Here is an 18,903-nt window from a genome sequence, read left to right as displayed (position 1 = left end):
CGGAACGGGAGCGGCCCGATGACCGACATCACCGTCGAGTTCCGGAAGTACGACGGCCGCCTCAGCGCACGCTGGACGGCGACACGCCTCGGCGCCGACGCACACGGCACCTGGCTCGCGACCGCCGAGGGGATCCGCGTGGAATCGGCGGACGGCGGGTGGAACACGCGCTTCCCGTACGTCCTGTGCGTCCCGCAGCACGCTTGGTGGACGGCGACGTTCTGCCGCCCGCCGGGCCCCGAGGTCTACTGCGACGTGAGCACTCCGGCGCAGTGGGCGGCGGACGGCACCGAGGTGCGCATCGTCGACCTGGACCTCGATGTCGTACGGCTGCCGGGAGTCGATCCGCACATCGAGGACGAGGACGAATTCGCCGTGCACCAGGAGCACTTCGGGTATCCCGAGCATGTCGTCGCGGAGGCCCGAAGCAGCTGTTCATGGCTGTACGAGGCGGTGCGTCGCCAGTCCCCGGCGGAGCTGTTCTCCTCGGCGTATCTGCCGTGGCTGGCGCGTGTGTAGGGCTGTTCTCCTCGGCGGGTACGGGCGGCTGTGCTCCGAGGGGGCGAAGCTGGGGGAGTGGCAGGGGCCCCGACGAGCGTCACCGCACGGCGAGCAGGTCCGGCAGCTCGCGCATGTCGTCGAAGACGACGGTGCCGGCGCCTGCGAGCCGTTCGGCGGGGGTCGGGCCTCCCGCGTACCCGAAGGCGCGCATCCCGGCCGCGCGTGCCGCCGCGACGCCCGGCCCGCTGTCCTCGACCACCGCGCACGCCGCCGGGTCGACACCCATGCGACGGGCGGCGTGCAGGAATCGTCTGCGGTGAGCGGCCAGCCGAGTTCCGCGCCGAGCGCGATCTGGAGGCGTACGGCGAGGTGTTCGGTGTCGACCAGGACGCCGTCGCAGTCGAAGATCACGAGTTCTATCGGCTTCATCATGGCCGCAGGCCAGACGCCGGTCCGCGCGGTGATCACGGCGGCCGGCGCCCTGCGCCCGGCGATCTGCTGTCAGCGGGTCACGTGATACGTGGACTGGGTGAAGCCGGCGCCGAGTACGCGCGTCGAGTCATGGGTGAGGTCGACATCGGCGTCCAGCGGTCCGAAGAGCGGGAGCCCGGTGCCGATCAGGACCGGGGCGCGGGTGATGGTGATGTCGTCCACGAGGCCGGCGCGCAGGAACGTCTGGATCAGCTGTCCGCCGTCCGCGTACACGCGCTTGGCACCCCGCTCGGTGAGCGCTGTCACCAGCTGGTCGAAGGTGCGGTGGACGGTGACGCGCTCGTCGACGTCCGCATCGAGGCGGGTGCTCAGCACGTGCACGTTCTTGCCGGCGAAGGGCCACATCTCGGGTCCGAAGCCGATGACCACCTCGTACGTGGCACGGCCCATCACGACGGTGTCGACCTCTGCCATGAATGCGTCGTAGCCATAGTCGCCGGCGCCCTCGGCGCGGCTGTTCAGCCAGCCGATGTCGCCGTCGGAGCGTGCGATGAAGCCGTCGAAGCTGGTGCCGATGAAGACGGAGACGATGAAGGGGTGGGTGCTGGGCATGGTGAGCGTCCTCCTGGGTCGGTGATGTGGTGGGACGTCAGGTGCGGTGCGGTCGGTCGTCAGGGGCCGGGCGGTCGGTCGTCATGTGCGGTGCGGGCGCAGCAGGCGGTCGAGTTCGTTGCGGAGCAACTCCTTTGGAGAGTCGCCGCCCTCCACGGCCCACAGAAGCAGGGCGCCGTTGTAGGTGATCTGGACGCCGCGGGCGAGGTCGTCGACGTCGGTGCCGGCGGCAAGATCGCGGTCCGCGACGGCGTCCGCGAGCAATGCAGCCGTCTCCGTACGCATCCGATGCGCCTGCGCGGCTGCGTGCGTACGGAACTCAGGGTCGGTCAGGTCCAGTTGGAGGAACCCGAGGTGACCGGCCATCTCCTCGGGAGTCTGTACGCCCGAGGCCAGATCACTCAGCGCGGCATGCAGCGCGACCAGTGGCGCGTCGTGCTGACGACGGGCGTGGTCGTACACCGCGCCGGTGTGGGCCGGCCCCTGGCGGGCCAGGGCGAGCAGCAGGTTGCGCTTGGACCCGAAGCGCTGCACCAAAGTGGCCGGCGCAAGTCCGGCCTCTTCGGCCACCGAGGCGAGCGTCAGCCCAGCGGGTCCGCGCCGGCCCACAGCGCGCGCGGCGGCAGCAAGGATCGCTTCGTCGCTGGTGGTACGGGGTCGGGCCATGCCGCGCTCCGTCCGTCGGACTGTTTGTGAATGCCTATTCGTAAACTAGCTCCTCGGTACTCGTTTGTAAATGCCCGTTCATTAATTGATGCGGCCGGCGCCTGAGATCCTGGCCCGATGAAGATCGCTGCCGCCCAGTTCACCTGCGCACCCGCGGACATCCCCGCCAACGTCCGCACCATGGTCGGCCAGGCCGCCCAGGCCCGCGCGCGGGGCGCCGAACTGATCGTGTTCCCCGAACTGGCCCTCACCGGCTACGAGATGGAAGCGATCGGCAAGGACCCCGACCTGCTGACCCGGCCCGACGACCCGCGCCTGGACGCGCTGCGTACGACCGGAATCGCCACGGTCGTCAACGGCGCCGCCCCGACGGACGGCCCGCGCCCCGCGATCGAGACCTTCGTGTACGGACCGGACGGCGAACTGATCACCACGTACCGCAAACAGCACCTCTTCGAGCACGAGCAGGACGTCTTCGCGGCAGGCCGGCGCGATGGGCGCTTCACCTACGGCGGGCTGCGGTTCGCGCTCGCGACCTGCTACGACAACCACTTCGACGCGCTCACCTCGCGCTGCGCCACCGACGGCTGTGACGTACATCTGGCCAGTTCGCTGTACGGCACCGGCGACGGCGTCCATGAACGGGCCACCGTGTACCCGGGCATCGCCCGCGGTGCCGGCCTGTACGTCGTGCTCGCCAACCACGTGGGAGCGGCCGGCCCTTGGACCGGCTGCGGCGGCGCCGCGCTGTGGGCGCCGGACGGGCGGGCGCTCGCCGAGGCGGATGCCCGTACGCCGATGGTCGTGACCGCTGATGTGGGCGGTGCGCGTTCCATGTGAGTCCGGCCCGCCGGGCGCGGGCTGAAACCGGCCGCGAGCGTCCCACCTGCACAGACGCGCCCACGACTCACACGGAACTCCCAGAAACTCCCATCCCGCTCCCAGACAGCCCGGTGAACCTGTCTCCCGGACGCACCACCACGGTGTGCACCGACCGGCAACCCTTCGGGAGACGTGATGATCGAGGTTCGCGGGCTGACCAAGCGCTATGGCGAGGTGACGGCCGTCGACTCGCTGAGTTTCGGCGTGCTTCCGGGTGAGGTCACCGGTTTCCTCGGGCCGAACGGCGCGGGGAAGTCGACCACGATGCGGATGATCCTCGGGCTCGACGCCCCGACCGCGGGCACCGCCACCATCGGCGGCCGCGCGGCCGCGGCCCACTCCGTACCGCTCAAGGCCGTCGGCTCGCTGCTCGACGCCGGAGCGCTGCTGCCGAGCCGCAGCGCGTACCACCACCTCCTCGCGCTCGCCGCCGGCAACGGGCTGCCGCGGCGCCGCGTCCACGCGGTGCTCGACGAGGTGGGCCTCGGCTCCGTCGCGCGCCGCCCGGCCGGTACGTACTCCCTGGGCATGAAGCAGCGCCTCGGTATCGCCGCGGCCCTGCTCGGCGATCCGCCGGTGCTCGTGCTCGACGAACCGCTGAACGGCCTTGACCCCGAAGGCATCGTCTGGATCCGGGGGTTGATGCGCCGGATGGCCGCCGAAGGACGCGCGGTCATGGTGTCCAGCCACTTGATGGGCGAGGTCGAACTCACCGTCGACCACCTGGTCGTCATCGGCCGGGGCCGGCTGATCGCCGACACCTCCATGGCCGCGTTCATCGAGGCCAACTCCCTGCGGGAAGTGGTCCTGCGCAGCCCCCAGGCGCCCGAGTTCGCCGGCCGGCTCGAGGCCGAGGGCGCGGCTGTGCACCGCGACGGTGACGCCCTCGTGGTCACCGGTCTTGCCGCCCCCGCGATCGGCGCGCTGGCTGCTGCCCGCGGTGTGGAACTCCATGAGCTCGCCCCGCGCAGGACCTCCCTGGAGGAGGCCTTCATGCGCCTCACCCATGACAGCACCGAGTACGCCGCTGAAAAGGAAACGGCCACGGCAACGGACAAGGAAGCCGCCTGATGAGTCTCACCAGCGTGATCACCCGCCGCACCGCACCCGGCCGTCCGCTCCCGGACACCGCCGAACCGAAGAAGGCGACCTTCCGGCACAGCCTTCACGCCGAGTGGATCAAGATCCGCACGATGCGCTCCACGCTGTGGGTCATCCTCGGCACGCTCGTGATCGGAGTCGGCCTCGCCTCCCTCAACGGCGCCTCGGCCGGCGACGAATACGCCACAATGCAGGCCGCGGACCAGGCGGTCTTCGACCCCCTCGCCACCAGTCTCAAGGGCTACATGCTGGCCCAGGTCACGCTCGCCCTGCTCGGCGGCCTGGTCGTCACCGCCGAGTACGGCAGCCGCACCATCGTGAGCACCCTCACCGCCGTACCCCACCGCGGCCGGGTGCTCGCGGCGAAGGCGGTCGTCCTCGCCGTGATGGCGTACGGGGCGGGCCTGGCCACCATGGTGGTCGGCTTCGCCGTCGGGCAGTCGGCGCTCGAGAGCGCCGGAGCCCCGTACGCGACCCTGTCCGATCCTCAAGCACTGCGTGCCGTGTTCGGCGGCGCCCTGTATCTCACCCTCGCGGCGCTGCTCGGCTTCGCGGTGGGCACCCTGATCCGCAGCACCACCGCCACCGTCACCACGATGTTCGCGACCATGCTGATCGTCCCCGCGTTCGGTCCGGCCCTGCCGGGCCCGCTCGCCGACTGGACGGCCACGTACTGGCCGCCGTCGGCCGGGGGACAGATCGTCACCGCGTACCGCGACCCGGCGCTTCTCGGCCCGTGGCCGGGTCTGGCGGTGATGGCGGGATGCGTCGCGGTGCTGCTCGTGGCCGCGTTCCTCACCTTCCGCAGGCGCGACGCGTAGGAAGATCGAGCAGCGACCGGGGATCGGACAACGGCCCGGGCAAGCCAGTGGACCGGCAAGGCGGTGATACGACGATGGCGGAACAGCTCCTCGTGGTAGAGGACGATCCCACCCTGCGCGAACTGCTCTCCGCGAGCCTGCGCCTGACCGGCTTCGAGGTGCGCGCGGTCACCACGGGCGGCGAGGCGCTGAGCGCGGTGCGGCAGGACCGGCCCGACCTGATCGTTCTCGACGTGATGCTGCCGGACTTCGACGGCTTCGAAGTCGTCCGCAGACTCAAGGCGCTGCACGCCGACGGCCCGCCACCGGTGCTGTTCCTGACAGCCCGTGACGCGGCCGAGGACCGGATCAGCGGCCTGACGGCGGGCGGCGACGACTACGTCACCAAGCCGTTCAACCTGGAGGAGCTGATCCTGCGCATCCGCGCCATCCTGCGGCGTACGAGCGGAGCACGGCCCGACGGCCGGCTCGTCGTCGGCGACCTCGTGCTCGACCCGGACAGCCACCAGGTGACCCGCGGGGGAGCGGGCATCGCGCTGTCGCCGACCGAGTTCAGCCTCCTGAAAGTGCTCATGGAACACGCGGGCCAAGTCCTGTCCAAGGAACAGCTCCTGGACCTCGTCTGGCACTACGACTTCGGCGGCGACGACAGCATCGTCGCCTCGTACGTCAGCTATCTGCGGCGCAAAGTCGACGACACCGAGCCCAAGCTCATCCACACCGTCCGCGGCACCGGCTACGTGCTGCGCAGGCCGCAGCCGTGAAGCGCCTGGGCAGGGGACTGTCCCTGCGGGCCCGGCTCCTCGCGCTCACCCTCGCGCTGCTGATCGCCGCCCTGCTGGCCAGCACCGGATTGCTGGTCGACCAGCTCCAGCGCGACCTCCTCGAGCAGCTCGACGAACGCGTGGCCTCGGTCGCCGCCGTCGCGGCCCGGCTGCCGGCGCTGCCGGACGAGGTCGGGGACGAGGCCCCTCAGGTGCGCGACGCCGTCGAGCAGGAACTCATGAAGGACATGTACGTGGCGGACGCGGCTCCCGACGGAGCGGTCACCTGGCTGATCCGCCCCGGAGCGGACGACCCGCCCGAACTCCCCGCCCTCGACACGGCCGAGGTGGCCGCACGCGGCGGCGAACCGTTCGACGCCCGCTCCGACGACGGCCGCGAATGGCGCGTCGTGGCTCTCCCGCGCCCGGCCGGCGAGGGCTCCGGCAGCGTGGTCGCGGCAGGTTCGCGCGCCGATGTCGACGCCGCCATGCACGGCCTCACCCGACGCGTCCTGCTGATCGACGGCATCGTACTGACCGCCCTCGGCCTCGCCGGCTGGTTCGCCGTACGCGCAGGGCTGCGTCCGCTGCGCCGGATCGAGACGACCGCGGCCGCCATCGCCTCCGGCGACCTGACGCGCCGTGTCCCCGAACTCGCGGGTTCGGGCACCGAATTGGGGCGCCTGTCCGCGGCGCTCAACGGGATGCTCGACCGTATCGAAGCCGGCGATGCCGCACGCGCCGACGCCGAGCAGCGTATGCGCCGCTTCATCGCCGACATCAGCCACGAACTGCGCACGCCCCTGGCCGGTATCAAGGGTTTCACCGAGCTGTACCGGATGGGCGGCATGCCCGAGCGCTCCGATGTCGACGCCTCCATGAGCCGCATCGAAGGCGAAGCGGGCCGTCTCGTCCAACTCGTCGAAGAACTTCTCCTGTTGGCCCGCCTGGACGACCGGTCCGCCGACACCGGGCTGCCCCTCCACCTCACCCCTATGGATCTGCGCACCCTGGCAGCCGACGCCCTGCACGACCTGCGCGCCCTCGACCCCGGACGTACGGTCACGCTCACCGGTCCCGACGGCGGCCCGCCCGGCGGCGCACCGGTCCTCGGCGACGAGGCGCGGCTGCGCCAGGTCACCTCCAACCTCGTCGGCAACGCCGTCGCCCACACGCCCCCCGGCACCGCGGTACGGATCGGCGTCGGCACCCAAGGCGCCTTCGCGGTCCTGGAGTTCGAGGACGAGGGCCCGGGCATGACCGCCGCTCAGTCCGAGCGCGTCTTCGACCGCTTCTACCGCGGCGACACGTCCCGCGCCCGCGCCACCGGCGGGGGAGCGGGCCTGGGCCTGGCCATCGTGGACTCCCTCGTACGCGGCCACGGCGGCCGGGTCGAGGTCCGTACGGCGCCGGGACGGGGGGCGACGTTCAGGGTGCTGCTGCCGTTGTACGCGGGGGAGTGAGCCGGCACGGCACGCCTCAGGCTCCCGTCGCTAGCCTTCGTATCCGATACGTAGCCAGGAACGTGAGCCCGATCGCTCGTGGCCGAGGCGCGGTTGGACGAACGGGGGAGAGGCTGTGGCGGGGCGGCGGCTGCACGGATTGCTCGGGATGGCGGTGGGGCTGACTCTTGCCGTGGTCACCGCCATGTTCCTGGGACGGGCTTGGAACGCCTGTGACGTGGGAGTGAACAACGCGGCCAACAGCGGCTTCCTGCTGTGGATGTTCATCCCGGGGTTGTGGTCGGTCCTGCTGCTGGCCTGGGTTGCGGTGGGCGCCCTGCTCGGCGACCGCCCACGTCTCCATGCCGGGGCCCTCGTGGTGACGCTCATCGGTCTTGTCTGGTGCGTCATCTCGATCTTCTGGGAGGGCGCCACACCGGCGTGCCCCAGCGGAGTGCCCCCGTGGTGGCCGAACTTCCTCCCCGCCCCGGGATTCTGAGAGCCGGCAATCGCAGTCCGCGCACTCCTGGATCTTCTCCCGGCGTTCACCTTCCGTCTTGAATGGCCCTCGACACTACGTGCGGCCTGCGACTTCACTGCGCGGGCCGTACGTACGTATGCAATCGATGGAGGTCGCATGGGCAGGGTCGGACGTCGTGAACTACTGGGTATGGCAGGTGCCACCGTCGGCGCGGGACTTATCGGCGCCGGTGTGGCGGAGGCAGCCGAGGTGACTCAACGGCCCGCGCGCCGCACTCTGAAAGTGCTGCAGTTCAACATCTGGCTCGGTGGCAGCAGAGTGGACGGCGGACGGGCCGGAATCGCCGACACCGTTGCTGCGGTACGCCCGGACGTGGTCCTGCTGAGCGAGTCCAACCCGCAGCGGGTGGCCGACCTGCTCGCCGACCTCGCCGAGCGCGGACTGACCTTCTACGACAATGCCAACCCGACCGATCCGGCGGTGATTTCCCGCTACCCGATCGTCGACCGCGCCTCCTTCCCCTCCTGGTCGAAGGCCGTGATATCCGTCGACGGCACCGAGATCGCCGTCTACTCGGGCCATCTCGAATACCGCTACTACGTCAACTACCTGCCGCGCGGCTACGGAGGCGGCACGCCCGCGCCCTTGGAGACCTCCGAATACGGCTGGGACGAGATTCCCACCGGACCGATCACCGACGTCGACCTGATCACGCGCCTCAACGAGGCCTCCGGCCGTACGGCGGTCACGAAGACGATGCTCGCCGACGCGGCGGCCGAACGCCGTCGAGGCCGACTCGCCATCCTGGGCGGTGACTTCAACGAGCCGTCGTTCCGCGACTGGACCCGGCGCACCCGCAACCTCTTCGACCACAACGGCACCGTTGTCGACTGGTCGACGACGAGGGCCATCGAGGACGCCGGCTTCCGCGACACGTACCGCGAGATCCACCCCGATCCCGTACGCACCCCGGGCTTCACCTGGCCGAGCGACAACCCGGGCGCCGACACGGGCGAGTTGACCTGGGCCCCGAAGGCCGACGAACGCGACCGTATCGACTTCGTCTACTACCACCCGGACCGCCGCATCCGCCTCCTCGACAGCGTCGTCGTCGGCCCCTCGACGACGATCGTGCGCAACGAGCGCGTCGAGGAAACCGGCCGCGACCCCTTCTGGGAGCCGACCTGGACCTGGCCGAGCGACCACAAGGCGGTGCTGAGCACGTTCCGCCTCAACTCCGGGGCCTGACGGGGCTTGAACTCCGAGACCTGACTGGTGCCTTGCGTCCGGCGCCGTGACCGGCGCCGGACGCTCCGACCGACGATGTCCTGGTGTGGCCCGCTTAGCGGCCCCGGCCCTACTTCAGGTGCCGGGCGAAGAACCGGGCCGCGTCCTCTCCCGCGAACTGTGGGACGCCCGTATGCCCGCCCATGTTGGCGTGCAGCGTCTTCTCCTTGGAGCCGAAGGCGTCGAACAGGTCCAGCGCCGCCTGCCGGTCGTTCCCTTCGTCGTCCCACTGCAGAAGGACGTGGAGCGGAATGGTGACCTGGCGGGCTTCCTCGAGGATGGCGCGCGGGATGAAACTCCCGGCGAACAGGCTGGCGGCCACGATGCGCGGCTCGACCACCGCGAGACGTACGCCGATGGAGATCACTCCTCCCGAGTACACGACCGGGCCACCGATCTCGGGCAACGCGAGCAGGGCGTCGAGGGCGGCCCGCCATTCCGGGACCGACTTTTCGACGAGCGGGAGGATGAGGGCGTCGATGATCTCGTCGCCGACAGGTTCGCCGGCCTCCATCGCCCGCCGCAGGTCGGCCCGGGCCTGATCGGCAGCGGCCCAACGGGGCCGCTCACCGCTCCCGGGGAGCTCGATGGTGGCCGAGGCGAAGCCCTCGGCCGCGGCGTGCCGGGCCCGCGCCGCCAGGCGGGGGTACATCCTGGGCAGCCCGAGCGGAGGGTGGCCGAGGAGGACCAGCGGCGCCGGTGCGGATGCGGACGAAGAGGCGGGCGTCCAGAGGAGGCCGGGGATCTCGCCGAGGGCGAAGGGGCGCTCGAGGACACCGTCGTCGAGGCGTGGTTCAGAGGTGAAGTGCACGGTCGTGCCTTTCGGGAGGGCTCAGAGCGGCGCTCCCGGACGACCTATCGCCCGACCGTGACCCCGGAGGGGAGCACCCATGTCGTCACTGCGTTCACGGGTACCACCTCCTGTTTCCTCTCGCACGGCCTCCGAGAACGTAGCAGCGGCCGCGCGGGGCCCGCAAACGAGTTCTTGGTGAGGCTCCGTGCCCGGAGGTGCGTGACCTCCGGGGAAACGGTCCGTGGGGCGTCCCCTCAGGCGATGGGGACATCGAAATACGTGTCGGGGTATGGCTCGTCCTTGAGGGTGTAGTGCCACCACTCGCAGTCGTACGCACTGAATCCCGACCCCTCCATGACGGAACGGAGGAGATGCCGGTTCCGCGCTTCGAACTGCCTGACGCCCGTGGCGCCATGATGCGAGACGGAATCCATCAGGTCATGGCCGCCGCCCATGGCGGCGAGCTCGCCGGTGTCCAAGTGGTACAGCGTCACATCGACCGTGCTCCCGCGGCTGTGCCCGGATTTGGTGGCCACGTACCCCTTCTCGAACATCTCGGCCCGCTCGATATTCGGATAGTGCCGCGGCTTCGTACGGCCGTCCTCCGGCAGTTCCGACCAGCGCAGGAAGCAGTCGACGGCACGCTGGGGCCGATAGCCGTCCCACAGCACAAGCCCGAAGCCGAGGTATTCGGCCCTCGCCTGCGCTTCTTCCAGCGCGCTGCACAGGGCCCGGGTGCCGACGATGCGATTCGCCCGGTACCCGTCCACCGGCTTGCCGGTGAAATTGTCCCAGGTGGCGTACTTGGCATCCCAGCGAATGCCGGGGACATGCTCGTCGACGAATACGAAATCGTCGTTCACCTGCTGCCTCCTGCCATCGCCGACGTCACCATCCGGTCGATCACTTCGGAAACCGATACGCCCGCGGCGGCCATCATCCGCGGATAGCGGCTGTACGAGGTCATTCCGGGAAAGGTGTTGACCTCGTTGAGTACGACGCTTCCGTCCTTCTTGAGGAACAGGTCCACGCGGGCCAGGCCGCCGCAGCCCAGGGCGCGGTAGACGGACTTCGCGGTCTCCTGGACGAGAGCACGGGATGCGGCGGGAATATCGGCGGGGACGATCGCCGTCGAGTTGTCGGAACCCTGTTCAGGGGCCGATTCCTGATGGATCCGGAAGAAGCCGTGGGACAGGGCGATCCGATCCACTTCGCCCGCCATCAGGTCGGTGCCGTGGCCGTCACCCAAGATGGCGCAACCGATTTCGCTGCCGACCACGGCCTCTTCGATCAGCACCTTCGCGTCGTACTGCCGCGCGGAATCGATGGCGCTCGCCAGTTCATCCTTCCCGGACACCTTGCTGACCCCGAACGAGGAACCGGAACGCGCCGGCTTCACGAACACCGGATAGGTGAAGGTGTCCGGATCGATGTCGGCGATTTCCGCCACAGTCCAGAAGTTCGGCGTGGCTATCCCCGCGCTGCGGGCCACGGTGTACGCAAGGGACTTGTCCATGCAGAGAGCGGAACTCTGCACATCGCAGCCCGCGTACGGAATGCCGGAAAGCTCGAGCAGCCCCTGCATCGCACCGTCCTCGCCGAGCGTGCCATGCAGCACCGGCAGGACGACGTCCAACCTGATCGTGTCGTATTTTCCCTGGTCGAGGACGAGCAGCCCACCCACCGTCCGGTCCGGCGACAGTGCGGCAGGACGGCAGTCCCCGGTCTCCCACTGCGCGTCGGGGCCCTCGCACAGCAGCCAGGCGCCGCTCTTCGTGATGCCGATGTAGAACGGTTCGTACTTCGCGAGATCGAGGTTCTTCGCGACTTCCTGAGCCGACTTGACGGAGATGGGGTGCTCTTCGGAAGAGCCGCCGAAAATGATGCCGACCTTGAGCTTATCCATGCTGGTTCCTGCTTTCGAATTCAAGGCAGTTGGCGAGAGAGTTCTTGACTGTGTCGCTGAGTGCGTGGTCCGTGTAGTACGCGGTGTGCGGGGTGATGAGGACGTTCGGCATTTCCTGAAGCCGAAGAAGTGCTTTGCTCTCGATGTCCTTTTCCCTGCAGTCGGCGTAGAAGATTCCTTCCTCGCCTTCGAGGACATCGAGGGCAGCACCGGCAAGCCGGCCGCTTTCCAGCCCGGAAAGCAAGGCCTCGGTGTCGAGCAGGGGCCCGCGTCCGGTGTTGATGACGAACGCTCCGCGCTTCATCTGCTCGATACGTCGACGGTCGAGAAGGTGGTGTGTCTGTGCGGTCAACGGAGTGTGGAGCGTCACGATGTCGCTCTGCCGGAGCAGTTCATCGAGCGGCACGTACGCGGCCGCGGTGTGCGGGCCATGGGAGTTGGCGAGTATGCGGCAGCCGAAACCCCGCAGCCGGTCCATGACCGCCGACCCGATACGCCCCGTTCCGATCACTCCGACGGTCAGATCGCGCAGTTCCTTCCCGCGTATCTCGTTCAACCGGTAATCGTGAACGGCGCCACGGCGGATGGTGGACTTCGCGTCGCGTATCGCCATCAGCATCAGCATCAGCGTGTAGTCGGCCACGCTGTCGGGGGAGTAGCAGACGTTCCCGACGGAAATGCCGAGGCTGTCCGCGTAAGCGAGGTCGATGTGGTTGGTACCGACGCTGCGTGTGGAGATGTGCCGCACGCCGACGCGGTGCAGAGCGACGAGCGTCGCACGGCTGACGGGAGTCTTGTGGCCGACGCTGATGGACCGGTTTCCGCGGGCGAGTTCAGCGTGGGACTCCGACACAGCAGCCTCGGTGAGGGTGGGAACGATGCCGAATCCAGGCGCCAACTCCCGAAACAGGACGGCTTCGTCCTGCCCGCATCCATAGACGGTGATTCCCGTGGTCGACAGCGCGCGAGTGGACGACGAATCCGGAGCTCGCGTGCGGCGGACCGCTGTGCGGACTGGTTCGGTGGAGGTCATGCCGACAGTCAACGAGACACGGTGTTGCCGCAACGTATGCGCTTTTTGATACGAGGACGATATGCGGGTAGGGCGTGAGCCGCATCGAGTTGAACGATTCCTCTGGGATGCGTCCACATATCGTCGGCGTATCGAAAAACTCATACGCGCGGACAACACCGTGCCCCTTTGCCTGAAGTCATGACTTCCAGCGAACGAGCCATCGCCCCTGCCCTCTTGGCCGGACCGCTCCGGCTCGGCCTCCCGCGCACCGTCGGGACGTCGGCGTGATCCCGCTCAGCCTGCGCGAGATCGCCGAGATGGTCGGCGGGACCGTGGAGGGCGACGGCACGGTGACGGTGACCGCGCCGGCCACGCTCGACAGCCGGCAGGCGGACCCCGGCGGCCTGTTCGTCGCCTTCAGCGGCGAGAACGTCGACGGTCACGACTACGCCGCCGCGGCGGGCCGGGCCGGCGCAGTGGCCGTACTCGGCTCCCGCGCCACTCCGCTGCCGACGGTCGTCGTCCAGGATGTCCAGGCCGCGCTGCAGCGACTGGCCGCCCATGTCGTGGCCCGGCTGCGCCCGGGTCTGACGGTGGTGGGCGTGACCGGTTCGCAGGGCAAGACCGGCACCAAGGACCTGATCGCAGCGGTGCTTTCGAGTGCCGCGCCGACCATCGCCACCATCGGTTCGCTGAACAACGAGCTCGGCGTGCCGCTCACCATGCTGCGCGCGGACGCGGACACCCGCTGTCTCGTCCTGGAGATGGGGGCTCGCCACGTCGGTGACATCGCCCACCTCACCGGCTTGGTCGCGCCCGACATCGGCGTCGTACTGAACGTCGGGCAGGCCCACTTGGGCGAGTTCGGGTCCCGCGCGGCCATCGCGCAGGCCAAAGGCGAGATGGTGCGGGGGCTCGCAGCCGGCGGTATCGCCGTCCTCAATGCCGACGATCCCCGGGTGATCGCGATGCGTGCGCTCACCGAAGGCCCAGTGCTGACGTTCGGCCGGGCAGAGCATGCCGATGTACGCATCCTCGATCCGGTGCTCGACGGTTCGGGCAGGCCGTCCTGCACCCTGCGGACCGCCCACGCCTCGACTCCGTTGACCCTGCCGCTCGTCGGAGCCCACCAGGCGCTGAACGCCTCGGCCGCCGCGGCGGTGGGTCTGGCAGCAGGCATCCCGCTCGCCGCGGCCGCCACGGCGCTTGCGACCGCCTCGCTGTCGCGTTGGCGCATGGAACTGCGCCAACTCGCCTGCGGCGCAACCCTCCTCAACGACTCCTACAACGCCAACCCCGACTCCACCCGCGCCGCCTTGGACGCCCTCGCGGCCATCGACGGCGGGCGCCGCATCGCCGTACTCGGCGACATGCTCGAACTCGGCGCCGACAGCGCCTCGGAGCACCGGGCCATCGGGGAGTACGCCGCCTCCCGCGCCGACGTGGTGGCCGTGATCGGCGAGCGCGCGCGGCCGATCGCCGACGGGGCGGGGGAGCGGGCCGTGGTGCTCGCCGACAACGACGCCGCGGTCGACTGGCTGCGCGGCCGGCTCGCCGCCAAGGACGTGGTGCTGGTCAAGGCATCCCGCGGAGCCCGCCTCGACGAAGTCGCCGCCGCCCTCGAGTAGTTCGGCAGGGCGGCGGATTGGGGCTCAGCGCCCGCGTCGCCTCATGTACAGATCGAAGGCGCGGTACACCATCGGCCGCAGCGGCAGATCCCACTCCCCGGCGTACCGCACCGCCTGGCCGCCGGTACCGACCTTGAACTGGATCAGCCCGACATGCGGGTCGTCGGCATCGAGGGTGGGCGTGATGCCGCGCAGATCGTAGAGGTCGCACCCGGCCGCCAGCGCGTCGCGGATCATCGCCCACTGGCAGGCGTTGGAGCCCCGCACTTCGCGTTTCGCGGTCGAGGAAGCGCCGTACAGGTACCAGGCGTGACCGCCGACGCGCACCAGGATCGTGGCCGCCACCAGTTCGCCCTGGTGCCGGGCCTGATAGAGCTTGATCCGCTCGGGCGCCTCCGCGCTCATCTCGGCGAACATGGTGGCGAAGTAGTGCAGCGGCCGGGGAGTGAACCGGTCGCGCTCGGCCGTGTGCACGTAGAGGTCGTGAAAGGCCTTCAGGTCCTCGCCGGCGGTGACGTCGCCGACCGTGACCTCGACCCCTTCCTTGGCAGCCTTCTTGATATTGCGACGCCACTGCTGGTTCATACCGCGCAGCACATCGTCCTCGGACCGGCCGGCCAGCGGCATCTCATACGTGAACTGCGGCTGCCCGGCCCCGAACCCGTCCTCCGGACTCTGCGGCAGCCAGCCGGCATGGCGCAGTTGCGTGGTCACGTGGACCCCGACCGGGTCGTCCGTCAGGCTCGCCATGTCCGTGAGCCGCTTCCGGCGAGGGTCGGCGATACCCTCCTTGACCTGGGCGGCGCTCCAGACGGCGGTACGCACCGGCGGACCGAGACGTATAGCAAACGCGCCATGTGCCTTCAGATAGACCGCCAGCGGGTCGAGCCACGCCTCGATCTCACCGCTCCAGTCGATGACCGGGCCTTGCGGCAGATACGCGAGCGTGTAGCGGTCTAGTCGCGGCACCGGCCGGTGCAGCACCAGCCCGGCACCGGCCAACTGCCCTCCGTCGAACCACCCGAGATACTCGCTGCGCCACTCGGTCTTGACCCGGCCCCACGCCGGCGTCTGCAGAAAGCTGACCGACGGCTGCGCCCGCACGAACGCCGCGTACTCGGCGGCCGTGATCGCCCACACGCTCAGCCCCGCACCCGCCACCTCCCGCTGATGAGCAGTCCGGCTCACAGGGCCCTCGCCTTCGCTTCGGCGTGTTCCGTGGGCGCGTTCGGCGGAGTCCGGGGCGCGGTGCGTGCTGGTTCGCTGTACGACATGCCCCCAGTCAAAGCAGCGTGATGTTGCCGGAGGGTATGCGGATTTCGATACGCCGACGATATGCGCCGATGCCGCGCCCGATGAGGCCGTCAGGCCGCGCGAGGCCTGTGGGTGGTGTCGTCCGGGTGGGCGCATGGCGCGTCGATTTGGCGTACGCGGCCGTGTCGTCCGTGGTGCCGGGGTGGGCGGGTCGGATAGACGGGGCGGATGATCAGAACTTTCCGGTTGTGGTGTACGGCTCTCGCGCTGCTGGCTCTGGCGGGTGTGTGGTTCCCGGCGACCGCGGGCCCGACGGCGGAGGTGGCGGCGGATCCGGTGCCGCGTGTGCAACTCCGCAAGGCGGTGCAGCTGCTGGGAGTGATGTCCGCACACGGGACCGGCTTCGAGCGGAGCGCGTTCGGGCGCTGGGCGGACGCCGATTTCGACGGATGCGACACCCGCGCCGAGGTCCTCAGGGCGGAGGCGGTCGGCCCCGTGCGGGTCGATGAGGGGTGCGTGATCGCATCCGGGCAGTGGTACTCGTGGTACGACGACCGGCCGGTGACGGGCGATCCGGCCCGCCGGCTTGTCGTCGAGCACGTCGTGCCGCTCGAGGAGGCCTGGGCGTCAGGTGCGTACACGTGGGATGCGGCCAAGCGGGAGGCCTACGCGAACGACCTCGCCGCGCAGGCGACTCTGACCGCGGTCACGGCAGAGACGCACAGAGAGAAGGCGGGCCGGGATCCGGCCGGCTGGCTGCCGCCCTATGAGGCCTCCCGCTGCGCGTACATCACGGACTGGGTGCTCACAAAGCTGCGCTGGGGCTTGACCGTTGACTTCCTGGAGGCGGTGAAGCTCACCGAGGTGGCGCAGGGCTGCCCCAACGTGCCGGTGACGCTCAGGTCGCGCTGAGCCGGCGAGCGACGTCCGCTCCGCGGGAGGTGGTCGATGTCGATCAGGTGTCGGCTTGGACCGTGAGGGTCGAGGTTCATACCGCGTGGGGCCGCTCACCCGTGCTCGGCCCCTCACCCGTGCGGAGGCACACGTACTGCGAATGGGGCCCTGCCGAAGGCGAGCTCCCTGGCTGACGACTTGCATGACGGCATAGGCGCAACGAAGCGCCCGCCCCGGTATCCGAGGAGTCCCGTCATGCGCACCGCCCGCGTCCTCGCCGCATCCGCCCTTACTGCCGCGGCCGTGCTCGCGGCGGCCCCCGCCGCCTGGGCCGAGTCCGCGGACGTCACGCCCAGCACCGTCTCGCCCGGTGGCACGGTCACCGTCAACGTCGAGTGCGCGTTCACGCAGACCAGCCAGTCGCCGTCCACGATCACCGCCAACAGCCAGGCGTTCGCCTCGGGCACGGCCACGCTGCACCTCGTCGGCTCCGGCGGCGCGCCTGGTTCGGGCGGTCAGTACCAAGGCACGGCCCGCATCGCCCCCGCTTCCAACTTCACCGGATCCGGTCCCAACGGGGTCGGTGCCACCTCACAGTGGGGCGTCGACGGGAGCTGCCCCGGCGGCGGTCAGTGGTCGGCGTCCTTCACCGTGTCGCGCAACGCCACTCCCCACGGCGTCCACGGCGGCCTCGGCGGCAGCTTCGGGGGATCGGGCACCGCGATGATCACGGGTGGTCTCCTGGTCGCCGGTTCGCTAGGCGCCACGTACTGGGTGATCCGCCGTCGGGCGGCCGAAGGCTGAGCCTTCCACGGGACGGAGGTCGTCTTACGGCGCCGACCCGAGGTCTGTGACCAGCGCCCTGCCGGGCGGCATGCGCCGGGCAGGGCGCTTTGCTACGCGCGAGTAGCGATCATGTAAGAGAACTGAGATACAGGAGCCTTTTACCTGTTACATCCCTTATGGGTGGCTTTCATATCGGGTGCGTAGCTTCGTAGATGTCGCCGGAGGGGAACTGGAACCGGGCGGCCATCACATCCTGAAACCGCGACCCGAAAGGGCCCCTTTTCACCATGCGTATGACCACCCGCACCCTGCGCACCAGCATCATTGCCGCCACCGCCGCGACGGCCATCGGATTCGGCGCTTACACCGCGACCGGTGCCATGGCCGACCAGGCCGACACCGCGACCGCGGCCGGAACCGTCATCACCGAGACGGACGGCACGCAGGTCTTCACCGCCGCCCCCACCGACGCGGAGGCCACCGCCGGCGTCGAGGCCGCCGCCCACGGCAAGCGTGTCTTCACCAAGACGGTCAAGCTCGCCTCCAAGGGCCACACCGCCAAGGTGTACAGGCTGGGCAAGAACTGCTTCCAGGCCGACATCCTGTTCAACGGCAAGAAGATCGCCACGGTCAACGCCTTCGGCAAGACCGCCGACGCGAACCTGAACGGCCTGCACGTCAAGCTCACCAAGACCGGACAGGTCAGCTCCTGGGTCGACCGTGCCAAGCCCAACCCGAAGCCCAAGCCGAAGCCGAACCCGGAAAAGCGTGAGCACGTCCGCAACGACACGCTCGCTGACGGCTCCATGGCCCGGGTGTACAAGCTGTCCGCCAACCACTGGCAGGCCGTCGTCTCCAGTGGCCCCGGCGCGGCGAGCATCGGCACCCTCGACGCCAACGGCCGCGCCGCTTCGGGCGAGAACAACGGTCTGCACGTCGTGCTGTCCCCCGACGGCCGGCTGACCTCCTGGGTCGACAACTCCGGTGCACCGCAGCCGGCTCCCGAGCCGAAGCCGGAGCCCACCCCCGAGCCGGACCCGATCGACCCGCAGCCGGTCCCGGACAACGACCAGCAGCCGAAGCCGCAGCCCGTCCCGGACAACGAGCAGCAGCCGAAGCCGGACGTCGACACCGCGCCGAAGCCGGACAAGAAGCCGGCCCCGGCCCCGGCCCCGGTCGCCCCGACGACCGACCCCGGCCAGGTCCAGCTCAACCCCGCGGTCTGACGTCTGACGTCTGACGTCTGACGTCGGCTTTCACCGTGGTGCAGGGCCCGCCGGTCCGGAGATGTACCGGCGGGCCCTGCACCAGCCCCGCGAACCAGTCTGAAAGGCCGTTCCGCTCATGCCCGCCCGCGTGCGCATCCGAGCCCTGATCATCGTGGCCGGCGCCCTGGCCGCTACCACCCTGCCCACGCTTCCCGCGTTCGCCACGCCTCCGCCCGCCCCGACGCACGAGGCGACGTCCACGCACATCAGTCCGCGTGAGGAGATCCAACCCGCCGCGAACATCGTCGGCAGGATCGCCCACCGCGGCGCCGAACGCGTCACCGGAAAACCCATCGGACTCGTGCCTGAACAGGCGACCTCGCTCCCTGCCCTCAAAGCGCCCCGCAACCCCGTGAACCCCTGCCTCTGA

20 protein-coding genes and 1 pseudogene are annotated in these 18,903 nt (G+C 69.7%); 13 read left to right on the top strand and 8 right to left on the bottom strand.

Annotated elements, in window-relative coordinates:
• The first annotated feature begins 18 nt into the window (after positions 1-18).
• The gene (locus G6045_RS03320; RefSeq protein WP_165330238.1) at positions 19-519 is read left to right on the top strand and encodes a DUF402 domain-containing protein; all 501 of its coding nucleotides are present in this window, start codon (positions 19-21) and stop codon (positions 517-519) included.
• A 79-nt stretch (positions 520-598) separates the two neighbouring features.
• Here the strand turns inward: G6045_RS03320 and G6045_RS42310 are convergent.
• The 3 genes and pseudogenes from G6045_RS42310 to G6045_RS03305 all read right to left on the bottom strand — a co-directional run.
• A pseudogene (locus G6045_RS42310) lies at positions 599-808 on the bottom strand (HAD-IA family hydrolase); the annotation flags it as partial.
• A 194-nt stretch (positions 809-1,002) separates the two neighbouring features.
• Entirely contained in the window at positions 1,003-1,545 is a 543-nt protein-coding gene (locus G6045_RS03310; RefSeq protein WP_165330237.1) for a dihydrofolate reductase family protein, read from the bottom strand.
• An 81-nt stretch (positions 1,546-1,626) separates the two neighbouring features.
• Positions 1,627-2,211 carry a TetR family transcriptional regulator gene (locus tag G6045_RS03305; protein ID WP_165330236.1) on the bottom strand — a complete coding sequence of 195 codons (585 nt, stop codon included), beginning with the start codon at positions 2,209-2,211 and terminating at the stop codon, positions 1,627-1,629.
• Between the two features lie 117 nt (positions 2,212-2,328).
• Between G6045_RS03305 and G6045_RS03300 the strand changes: the two genes are divergently transcribed.
• The 7 genes from G6045_RS03300 (at position 2,329) to G6045_RS03270 (ending at position 8,950) form a co-directional block, all read left to right on the top strand.
• The gene (locus G6045_RS03300; RefSeq protein WP_165330235.1) at positions 2,329-3,051 is read left to right on the top strand and encodes a carbon-nitrogen hydrolase family protein; all 723 of its coding nucleotides are present in this window, start codon (positions 2,329-2,331) and stop codon (positions 3,049-3,051) included.
• Between the two features lie 177 nt (positions 3,052-3,228).
• Complete coding sequence (locus G6045_RS03295; RefSeq protein WP_165330234.1) at positions 3,229-4,164, top strand: ABC transporter ATP-binding protein; 936 nt, start codon at positions 3,229-3,231, stop codon at positions 4,162-4,164.
• Complete coding sequence (locus G6045_RS03290) at positions 4,164-5,015, top strand: ABC transporter permease (RefSeq protein ID WP_165330233.1); 852 nt, start codon at positions 4,164-4,166, stop codon at positions 5,013-5,015. Before G6045_RS03295 ends, G6045_RS03290 begins: the two co-directional genes overlap by 1 nt.
• Before the next feature lie 74 nt (positions 5,016-5,089).
• Entirely contained in the window at positions 5,090-5,779 is a 690-nt protein-coding gene (locus tag G6045_RS03285) for a response regulator transcription factor (RefSeq protein WP_165330232.1), read from the top strand.
• On the top strand, positions 5,776-7,242 hold the full coding sequence (locus tag G6045_RS03280) for a sensor histidine kinase (protein ID WP_328707638.1): 1,467 nt from the start codon (positions 5,776-5,778) through the stop codon (positions 7,240-7,242). The genes G6045_RS03285 and G6045_RS03280 overlap by 4 nt, the downstream gene beginning before the upstream one ends.
• 148 nt (positions 7,243-7,390) lie before the next feature.
• Positions 7,391-7,720, top strand: coding sequence for a hypothetical protein (locus G6045_RS03275; protein WP_165330231.1), 330 nt, complete (start codon positions 7,391-7,393; stop codon positions 7,718-7,720).
• A 171-nt stretch (positions 7,721-7,891) separates the two neighbouring features.
• Positions 7,892-8,950 carry an endonuclease/exonuclease/phosphatase family protein gene (locus G6045_RS03270; protein ID WP_165330230.1) on the top strand — a complete coding sequence of 353 codons (1,059 nt, stop codon included), beginning with the start codon at positions 7,892-7,894 and terminating at the stop codon, positions 8,948-8,950.
• A gap of 109 nt (positions 8,951-9,059) precedes the next feature.
• Here G6045_RS03270 and G6045_RS03265 read toward each other — a convergent pair whose 3' ends face one another.
• From G6045_RS03265 to G6045_RS03250, 4 genes are all read right to left on the bottom strand, one after another.
• Positions 9,060-9,800: an alpha/beta hydrolase gene (locus G6045_RS03265; RefSeq protein ID WP_165330229.1), complete on the bottom strand. Its 741-nt coding sequence runs from the start codon at positions 9,798-9,800 to the stop codon at positions 9,060-9,062.
• A 236-nt stretch (positions 9,801-10,036) separates the two neighbouring features.
• On the bottom strand, positions 10,037-10,645 hold the full coding sequence (gene vanX, locus G6045_RS03260) for a D-Ala-D-Ala dipeptidase VanX (protein WP_165330228.1): 609 nt from the start codon (positions 10,643-10,645) through the stop codon (positions 10,037-10,039).
• On the bottom strand, positions 10,642-11,688 hold the full coding sequence (vanA, locus tag G6045_RS03255; RefSeq protein WP_165330227.1) for a D-alanine--(R)-lactate ligase: 1,047 nt from the start codon (positions 11,686-11,688) through the stop codon (positions 10,642-10,644). Before vanA ends, vanX begins: the two co-directional genes overlap by 4 nt.
• Complete coding sequence (locus G6045_RS03250; RefSeq protein WP_235967514.1) at positions 11,681-12,649, bottom strand: D-isomer specific 2-hydroxyacid dehydrogenase family protein; 969 nt, start codon at positions 12,647-12,649, stop codon at positions 11,681-11,683. Before G6045_RS03250 ends, vanA begins: the two co-directional genes overlap by 8 nt.
• A gap of 338 nt (positions 12,650-12,987) precedes the next feature.
• On the opposite strand from G6045_RS03250, the gene G6045_RS03245 reads away from it, so the two are divergent.
• Entirely contained in the window at positions 12,988-14,331 is a 1,344-nt protein-coding gene (locus G6045_RS03245) for a UDP-N-acetylmuramoyl-tripeptide--D-alanyl-D-alanine ligase (protein ID WP_165330226.1), read from the top strand.
• Positions 14,332-14,355: 24 nt separating this feature from the next.
• Here G6045_RS03245 and G6045_RS03240 read toward each other — a convergent pair whose 3' ends face one another.
• The gene (locus tag G6045_RS03240; RefSeq protein ID WP_165330225.1) at positions 14,356-15,519 is read right to left on the bottom strand and encodes a lipid II:glycine glycyltransferase FemX; all 1,164 of its coding nucleotides are present in this window, start codon (positions 15,517-15,519) and stop codon (positions 14,356-14,358) included.
• A 294-nt stretch (positions 15,520-15,813) separates the two neighbouring features.
• Here G6045_RS03240 and G6045_RS03235 point away from each other — a divergent pair, with 294 nt between their 5' ends.
• The 4 genes from G6045_RS03235 to G6045_RS03220 all read left to right on the top strand — a co-directional run bounded on the left by G6045_RS03235 (position 15,814) and on the right by G6045_RS03220 (position 18,903).
• Positions 15,814-16,497 carry an HNH endonuclease family protein gene (locus tag G6045_RS03235; protein ID WP_165330224.1) on the top strand — a complete coding sequence of 228 codons (684 nt, stop codon included), beginning with the start codon at positions 15,814-15,816 and terminating at the stop codon, positions 16,495-16,497.
• A 237-nt stretch (positions 16,498-16,734) separates the two neighbouring features.
• Positions 16,735-17,283: a hypothetical protein gene (locus G6045_RS03230; RefSeq protein ID WP_165330223.1), complete on the top strand. Its 549-nt coding sequence runs from the start codon at positions 16,735-16,737 to the stop codon at positions 17,281-17,283.
• Between the two features lie 275 nt (positions 17,284-17,558).
• Complete coding sequence (locus G6045_RS03225) at positions 17,559-18,491, top strand: hypothetical protein (RefSeq protein ID WP_165330222.1); 933 nt, start codon at positions 17,559-17,561, stop codon at positions 18,489-18,491.
• 130 nt (positions 18,492-18,621) lie between these two features.
• Entirely contained in the window at positions 18,622-18,903 is a 282-nt protein-coding gene (locus G6045_RS03220; protein ID WP_165330221.1) for a hypothetical protein, read from the top strand.

Source organism: Streptomyces mesophilus (assembly GCF_011044995.1).
GTDB lineage: Bacteria > Actinomycetota > Actinomycetes > Streptomycetales > Streptomycetaceae > Streptomyces > Streptomyces mesophilus.
Note: the sequence above shows the minus strand (reverse complement) of the source record. Positions and strands in the feature narration are given on the sequence as shown.

Excerpts from the sequence above, each read along its gene's own strand:
- G6045_RS03320 (WP_165330238.1), top strand. The coding sequence starts at position 19 with ATGACCGACATCACCGTCGAGTTCCGGAAGTACGACGGCCGCCTCAGC.
- G6045_RS03310 (WP_165330237.1), bottom strand. The coding sequence starts at position 1,545 with ATGCCCAGCACCCACCCCTTCATCGTCTCCGTCTTCATCGGCACCAGC.
- G6045_RS03305 (WP_165330236.1), bottom strand. The coding sequence starts at position 2,211 with ATGGCCCGACCCCGTACCACCAGCGACGAAGCGATCCTTGCTGCCGCC.
- G6045_RS03300 (WP_165330235.1), top strand. The coding sequence starts at position 2,329 with ATGAAGATCGCTGCCGCCCAGTTCACCTGCGCACCCGCGGACATCCCC.
- G6045_RS03295 (WP_165330234.1), top strand. The coding sequence starts at position 3,229 with ATGATCGAGGTTCGCGGGCTGACCAAGCGCTATGGCGAGGTGACGGCC.
- G6045_RS03290 (WP_165330233.1), top strand. The coding sequence starts at position 4,164 with ATGAGTCTCACCAGCGTGATCACCCGCCGCACCGCACCCGGCCGTCCG.
- G6045_RS03285 (WP_165330232.1), top strand. The coding sequence starts at position 5,090 with ATGGCGGAACAGCTCCTCGTGGTAGAGGACGATCCCACCCTGCGCGAA.
- G6045_RS03275 (WP_165330231.1), top strand. The coding sequence starts at position 7,391 with ATGGCGGTGGGGCTGACTCTTGCCGTGGTCACCGCCATGTTCCTGGGA.
- G6045_RS03270 (WP_165330230.1), top strand. The coding sequence starts at position 7,892 with ATGGCAGGTGCCACCGTCGGCGCGGGACTTATCGGCGCCGGTGTGGCG.
- vanA (WP_165330227.1), bottom strand. The coding sequence starts at position 11,688 with ATGGATAAGCTCAAGGTCGGCATCATTTTCGGCGGCTCTTCCGAAGAG.
- G6045_RS03235 (WP_165330224.1), top strand. The coding sequence starts at position 15,814 with ATGATCAGAACTTTCCGGTTGTGGTGTACGGCTCTCGCGCTGCTGGCT.
- G6045_RS03230 (WP_165330223.1), top strand. The coding sequence starts at position 16,735 with ATGCGCACCGCCCGCGTCCTCGCCGCATCCGCCCTTACTGCCGCGGCC.
- G6045_RS03225 (WP_165330222.1), top strand. The coding sequence starts at position 17,559 with ATGACCACCCGCACCCTGCGCACCAGCATCATTGCCGCCACCGCCGCG.